This window comes from Salibaculum sp. (genome assembly GCF_035270045.1).
Taxonomy (GTDB): domain Bacteria; phylum Pseudomonadota; class Alphaproteobacteria; order Rhodobacterales; family Rhodobacteraceae; genus Salibaculum.
In genome coordinates, this window is sequence record NZ_DATFIP010000065.1 from 1 (window position 1) to 6,235 (window position 6,235).

7 protein-coding genes are annotated in these 6,235 nt (G+C 61.5%); 2 read left to right on the top strand and 5 right to left on the bottom strand.

Annotated features, from left to right (window positions below):
• The 3 genes from VJ897_RS11660 to VJ897_RS11670 form a co-directional block, all read right to left on the bottom strand.
• Positions 1-252 (bottom strand): hypothetical protein (locus VJ897_RS11660; RefSeq protein WP_324055842.1); only part of this gene is annotated, 252 nt, incomplete at its 3' end.
• Positions 252-1,115 carry an ABC transporter ATP-binding protein gene (locus VJ897_RS11665; RefSeq protein ID WP_324055843.1) on the bottom strand — a complete coding sequence of 288 codons (864 nt, stop codon included), beginning with the start codon at positions 1,113-1,115 and terminating at the stop codon, positions 252-254. The genes VJ897_RS11660 and VJ897_RS11665, both read right to left, overlap by 1 nt.
• Positions 1,116-1,209: 94 nt before the next feature.
• Entirely contained in the window at positions 1,210-2,499 is a 1,290-nt protein-coding gene (locus VJ897_RS11670; protein WP_324055844.1) for a M24 family metallopeptidase, read from the bottom strand.
• Between the two features lie 206 nt (positions 2,500-2,705).
• On the opposite strand from VJ897_RS11670, the gene VJ897_RS11675 reads away from it, so the two are divergent.
• The gene (locus tag VJ897_RS11675; protein ID WP_324055848.1) at positions 2,706-3,401 is read left to right on the top strand and encodes a fumarylacetoacetate hydrolase family protein; all 696 of its coding nucleotides are present in this window, start codon (positions 2,706-2,708) and stop codon (positions 3,399-3,401) included.
• 79 nt (positions 3,402-3,480) lie between these two features.
• Positions 3,481-4,206, top strand: coding sequence for a GntR family transcriptional regulator (locus tag VJ897_RS11680; RefSeq protein WP_324055845.1), 726 nt, complete (start codon positions 3,481-3,483; stop codon positions 4,204-4,206).
• A gap of 5 nt (positions 4,207-4,211) precedes the next feature.
• On the opposite strand, the gene VJ897_RS11685 is transcribed toward VJ897_RS11680, so the two are convergent.
• Both VJ897_RS11685 and VJ897_RS11690 read right to left on the bottom strand, forming a co-directional pair.
• Positions 4,212-5,123, bottom strand: coding sequence for an alpha/beta hydrolase family protein (locus tag VJ897_RS11685; protein WP_324055846.1), 912 nt, complete (start codon positions 5,121-5,123; stop codon positions 4,212-4,214).
• An 18-nt stretch (positions 5,124-5,141) separates the two neighbouring features.
• The coding region (locus tag VJ897_RS11690; protein ID WP_324055847.1) for an oligopeptide/dipeptide ABC transporter ATP-binding protein at positions 5,142-6,235 on the bottom strand (1,094 nt) is incomplete at its 5' end.

Genomic DNA, 6,235 nt, shown 5'->3' on the forward strand with positions numbered 1-6,235 from the left:
CGCCCGCGCGGTCAGCCCCTCGAAGAGGGTCGAGAACATGCCCGACGCGGTGGGGAAAAAGACCGGGTTCACCGCGCCCGAACGGGCGAAGAGTTCCCATAGGCTGAAGAAAATCGTCAAGTTGGCGACCGTGACCGCCCAGGTTCCATATTGGTCCCAAACGGATCCGAAGGATATCTTGACGTCCCTGATCCGGTCGGCATCCGAGAATTCGCCCGAATGCTGTGGTGCGTGGTGCTCGGAATCTGCCATCAGTCCTCCCCGTGGGCGCCCATGCGCGCCTCATCCTTAACAAGGTCCCAGATGCGGTCCCGCAGCTCGGCGTATTCCGGAAGAGACTTCACATCGCCGCCGAAGCGTGGCCTCGGCAGGTTCACGTCGATGATTTCCCTGATGCGCCCCGGCCGGCGCGAGATGACGGCAATCCGGTCTCCCAGGATGAGCGCCTCGTCGATCGAATGGGTGATGAAGACGACCGTCTGCTTGGTATTGCCGACGAATTGCTCGAGCTCCATCTGCATTGCTTCGCGCGTCATCGCATCAATTGCAGCGAAGGGTTCGTCCGCCAGCAGTATGTCGGGCTCGGTCACCAGCGCCCGAGCGATTCCGACGCGTTGACGCATGCCACCCGACAACTCGTAGGGGTAGGATTTCTCGAATCCCGTGAGTTCGACGAGGTCGAGATACCGCGCGATCCGCTCGTTGATTTCCTTGCTGGACAGGCCAAGGTTTTGAAATTCAAACGGCATTCGGATGTTCGATTCCACGGTCCGCCACGGCATCAGGGCATAGTCTTGAAAGACCATCGCCCGGTCCGGCCCCGGACCGGTCACGGGTTTCCCCGCCACCTCCATGGAGCCCTCCCATGGCAGCACGATCCCCGAGATCGCATTGATGAAGGTCGACTTCCCGCATCCCGAAGGACCAAGCAGGCAGACGAATTCGCCCTTGTTGATCGTGATGGTGATGTCGCGCAACGCGGTCAGAAGCTTGCGCTCGCGGTGCAGCTTGTATCCGACGGTGAGGTTCTTGGCGACGATGACCGGCTGCGCGTCATCGGCAGCCGGTCGGTTGCGCCCGATCTGATCAGCGTTTTCGCTGACGGCCAGCTTCATGATTAGTTCCTCCCCGAAACTTGTTGTACCGAGCCTAGCACTTTTGCAATCGATTGCACAACCTTCCTGGCCGGCAGTTGACCAACGACACTCATCACACGACAATGAGGTCGAGGGGCCATTCATCGACGCATTCGTGACCATCTTCCGTAACGATGACGGTGTGGCCGACGAACATGCCCAGACGACCATCCGCACTGATCGGGTTCGGCTCGGGCATAAGCACCATGCCGGGTCTGAGAACGTCGTCGTCCTTGGTTGTTTGCGTCCTGTCCACAAAGACATGCGGTCCGTCCGACACGAAATCGATTCCGTGGGTGACGATCGGTCGGGACTGGACGCCCTTTTCACGAAAGAACTGCGCGGCGACCTGCATGTCCGATGTGAGACGGCCGGGCGCTATAGCTGCCGCGACACGCTCATATCCAGGCTTGGCGATCTCGTCCCAGAACTTCTGAACCCATTCGGGTGGTCGACCGATGCAAATGGGCGTGCCGATTTGCGCAGAGTAGCCACGATACCCGGCCGCCAACTCCATTATGATGATGTCGCCGTCCTGAAGAACCCGTTTCGACGGGCGAGGATTGCCGAAGACCATCGCCGGTTCTGCCATCGGCGTGGACCCGATGATGAGAAAGTCGATGTCGCCCCCGCCCTCGAGAATCGCCGCCCCTGCTGCGGCCCGCAGATCCTGCTCTGTCGCGCCCGGGCGTGCGGCATCGGCCAAGGCCTTCATAGCATTGGTGCAAAGCCTTCCGGCGTGGCGCACGCAGTCCAACTCCTCATCGCTGTGCACCACGACAAGCTCGTGCATGAACCCTTCGGTGAAGATGACCTCGGACTCCGGAAGTTCCCGTTTCAGCGATAGAAACTGATTCGCCGGCATGTAGTCCTTGTTTCGTGCATCGATCTCCACCAACCCGATGTGACCCGACTGAAGCCCAAGCTCTCTTATCCGCTCGGCCATGACGACCGCATGCTGCCCGCCCCGGGCCGACCGAACGTCCGAGATCGCGGCGGAAACCTCCCGCCGAACCGCCTCGATATGGGTCCCGCCGCGGTCGTAGATCAACGTCGGCTCACCCTCTCGCGGGAAGACGACGTAAGCGGCAAGACTGTGCCATTCCCAATGGCCCGACAGCCAGAGCATAGCGCCGCCGAAGCTCCAATGGCTCGGTCCGCCCGGACAGATCAACACATCCAGGCCCTCACGGACCATCAGTTCACGCATTGCGGCAAACCGGCGTTCATACTCCTGACGCGAAAACTGCGGATACACCGCATCGCGGTAATAGGGCGTCTCACGCATGCGGTTGAAGGTCCGAGAATCGTCGAGACTGCTGCAGATATCCTCCCAGTACGGCGACGTGAATCTCTCTTCCATTCTCCCCCCTGCCCTTAAGCGCACCTCCGCGCCAAGATTGTATGACAATCTCTTTCCGAACATTGCACAGATGTTTTCCGAATGCACCATGCGATTTGTGGCTCGGACGATCGCGCTTGTCGCCATCACGAAAATTGTCATACAACTTGGCAACCATTCGCGTCATAAGCCCGACCGAATACCCCGACACGACATGGAAAGCCCTTATGGACTATGTTCTAGATCCGCCTGAACCCGCCTCCATTGCCGTCGCCGGACAGGCGAAAAGGATGCCCGTGCGGCGCATTTTCTGCGTCGGGAGAAACTACGCGGCCCATGCTCGCGAGATGGGCATGGATGACCGGGACCCGCCCTTCTTCTTCACCAAACCCGCGGATGCTGTGGTCGATGGGGGCCAGACAATCCCCTATCCGCCCGGCACTGACAACCTGGCATACGAGGCTGAACTGGTCGCCGTGATCGGCACCGGCGGATGCGATATCGCGGTGGAGGACAGCCTTGATCACGTCTGGGGATATGCGCTCGGCAACGACCTGACCCGCCGCGACATCCAGATCCTCGCCCGCGATCAGGGACGCCCGTGGGACATGGGAAAAGGCTTCGACAACTCTGCCATCATCGGACCCGTGCATCCGGTGGCGGAAGTCGGCCACCCTTCGGACGGCTACATCCGCCTCAGTGTCAACGGGGAGCAACGCCAGGATGGAAACCTCAACGAGATGATCTGGAAGCCGCAGGAGGTTATCTCGATACTGTCGAAGATGCTGAACCTGCGCCCCGGCGATCTCGTCATGACGGGGACGCCGGCAGGCGTCGGGATGCTGACGCCCGGCGACGTCTGCGTGATCGAGATCGAAGGACTTGGCGAGATGACCACCACGATCGGCACTCCCGCTCGGTGAAGGCCCCGCACCACCTATGACCCGAAATCTATCCCGTCCTCAGTAGCTTCGTGACGCGAACCGCGCTAAAGGAAGCCGGATGGAAGCCAAGATGAATCTGATCCGCTCCGCAGCTCCAGTCCGAGAGCAGGTTCTCAAGGCGTTACGCACCGAGATAATCGAGGGACGGTTCGCCCCGGGCAGGCGCCTGACCGAGCGTGAGTTGACCGAGATGCTGGGCGTGTCTCGCACGGTCCTGCGCGAAAGCCTCCGTCAGCTCGAAGCGGAAGGCCTGGTCAGGCTCATTCCGAACAAGGGTCCAGTCGTGCGCGCCTTGACCGTGGGCGAAGCAAGGGAACTCTACCGCATCCGAGAGGCACTCGAAGGCCTCGCGGCACGATCTTTCGCGGAGCAGAACGATCCGGACCGGATCGCGGATCTCGAAAGGGCTCTCGAGGCCGTTGAGGTGGCCTACAAGGAAGGGGATCCGCGTTCGATCCTCGCCGCAAAGAACGACTTCTATGACGCGATGCACACGGGGGCGCGCAGTCAGATACTGTCCAAGATGCTTGGCACCGTCCTTGCTCAGATCTGGCGGTGGCGCGCGATGGGGCTGACGCATCCAATGCGCTCGGCGGGGCGGTCAGTCGAAAGCGTCCGAAATCTCCGGAAAGTGGTGGATGCAATCAAGGCCGGCGATGCAGAAGACGCGGAACGCGCCGCCAAGGAAGATGCACGGCGCGCAGCTGCCGAAGTCCTGCGCCTCCTCGATGCCAAAGACGACGACGGTCACTCTTCGGGACGGTCCGTGTTGCAGACCGACTGACGGGATCAGGCTTTGAGATGCCTGTCCAGATAGCCGATCGTGCGATCGATTGCGGCCACCTGGACGTCATTGAGATCATAACTGCCATCGGCGCGCCGGACAGGGTAGATGTATCCGTGCAGGTCGTGATCGACGCTGAACCACTCCGCGTCCTTGCCCGCCTCTTCCAGCAGCTCAAAACTCGTACGGAAGATGCCCTGAAGATGGTCCTCATCCCGGCCAGTCACGAGAATGGGCGTCTTTATGGTCGAAATCCGCTGACGCGCGAGATCCATATCGATGCGACCGCGGACCTTCTCCACCTCCGCCATCTGCATGTCCTCTATATTGCGCAGTTGGGTCTCTTCGTTGACGAATGCCGTGTTGTCGGGGTTCAGGGCCAAGAATTCGTGATTGGCGGGCTCGCTGGCGACGGCAGCGCGGACGCCGTGGTATTCCGAAGTCAGCTTGAAGATCATCTCGCCGCCGTGGCTCATCCCGATCAGGCCGATCCTGTCGGGATCGACGTAGGGCAGCGCCTTGACCTGCTCGATGATCGCAATCTCGTCCTCGTATTCGAGCGGCGAGCGATTGAACATCTCCCGACCCTGCCGCCCGTCACGCACGAACGGACCGCCGTTGTTGTAGCCCAGCTCGACCTCGGTCCGATACCGCAACCAGGCGCAGGCATAGCCTGCGTCGACGAGCCTTTGCATGGTGTAGCCTCGGGTCCGAACGGCATCGCGGACCCACGCCATTCCCTCGCCGCCATTTCCGGAGGCGAGCAGGACGGTCGGGAACGGCCCATCGCCCGGGGGTTTTGACAGGCCGATCGGGGCATAGAGGCCATCCCATGTCTCCAGATACATCAGGTGGACCTCTCGTCCGTCCACTGTCTCTGTCAGCACAACCTTCTCGGGGTCGATCTCAAGCGTCATCGAGCTCACTCCTGTCTTTCAGTCTTTGCTGGGGTCGAGGACGCAGGCGACATTGTGGTCGGATCCACGGTCGGTCAGCTGAACCTCGTCCACCGCTTGGAAGCGGATCCGTACGGAAGCACCGTCGATCGACAATTCCTCCATCGCGCGCTGCATCGCGGCGGGCATGGCAGGGGACCGCAAGGCCCCGGCCAGCCGCTCGGCCGAGCCCGTGTCGGAGAACCGCAGCGAGGCATCAAATGCGCTCATCCGCTCGACGCCCGCCAAGGTATCGAACATGCCCGGGCTCTCCTCGAGCCAACGGACCACATCGTCGATTTCCCATCCGCAGATCGGCGTGGCTACCGGACAGCGGGTGTGGAATCGGCATCCCTGGGGCGGCCGGGCCGGATCGGGTATGTTGCCCTCGAGAGCCTGGAGCTTGGCACCGTCTTCGTCTGTCAAGTCAGGCTTGGCGGCCATCAGCGCAAGCGTATAGGGGTGCTGCGGGTCATCGAACACGGTCTTCGTCTCACCGGTCTCCGACACTCTGCCGAGGTACATCGCGACCAGCCGGTCAGCCATGTGTTGGACCACGGCCAGGTCGTGGGTGATGAACAGGTAGGCGAGATTGTTATCACGCTGCAAATCATTGAGGAGATTAAGAATTTGCGCCTGAACCGAGACGTCGAGAGCTGAGGTCGGTTCGTCGAGAACAATAAGTTCCGGATCGAGAGCCAGGGCCCGCGCGATCGAGATGCGCTGCCGCTGGCCGCCGGAAAACTGGTGCGGATACCGGTAGAGGTGATGCCGGCCCAGGCCCACCATTTCGAGCAGGGACACCACCCGCTCGGTCAGTTCGGCACCCGAGGCCTCCTTGTAGACCCTCAGCGGTCGCCCGACGATATCGACAACGAGATGCCGGGGATTCAGCGACGCAAAGGAATCCTGGAAGACCATCTGGCAGTTCCGTCGGAACCTGCGCTGCGCGTCCCCTTCCAGCAGGTCGATGCGGTGACGGGCCTCGATGTCCGCGATGTCGGGCGACGGCACCGCAGCGCCGGTGGATTGGTGCTCGTCAATGCGCGCGCAATCGGCGGCGCTGATGCCGAAATAGACGCCGCCCGAGGTCG

Coding starts and splice junctions, on each gene's coding strand:
- VJ897_RS11675 (WP_324055848.1), top strand. CDS start 2,706: ATGGACTATGTTCTAGATCCGCCTGAACCCGCCTCCATTGCCGTCGCC.
- VJ897_RS11685 (WP_324055846.1), bottom strand. CDS start 5,123: ATGACGCTTGAGATCGACCCCGAGAAGGTTGTGCTGACAGAGACAGTG.
- VJ897_RS11670 (WP_324055844.1), bottom strand. CDS start 2,499: ATGGAAGAGAGATTCACGTCGCCGTACTGGGAGGATATCTGCAGCAGT.
- VJ897_RS11680 (WP_324055845.1), top strand. CDS start 3,481: ATGGAAGCCAAGATGAATCTGATCCGCTCCGCAGCTCCAGTCCGAGAG.
- VJ897_RS11665 (WP_324055843.1), bottom strand. CDS start 1,115: ATGAAGCTGGCCGTCAGCGAAAACGCTGATCAGATCGGGCGCAACCGA.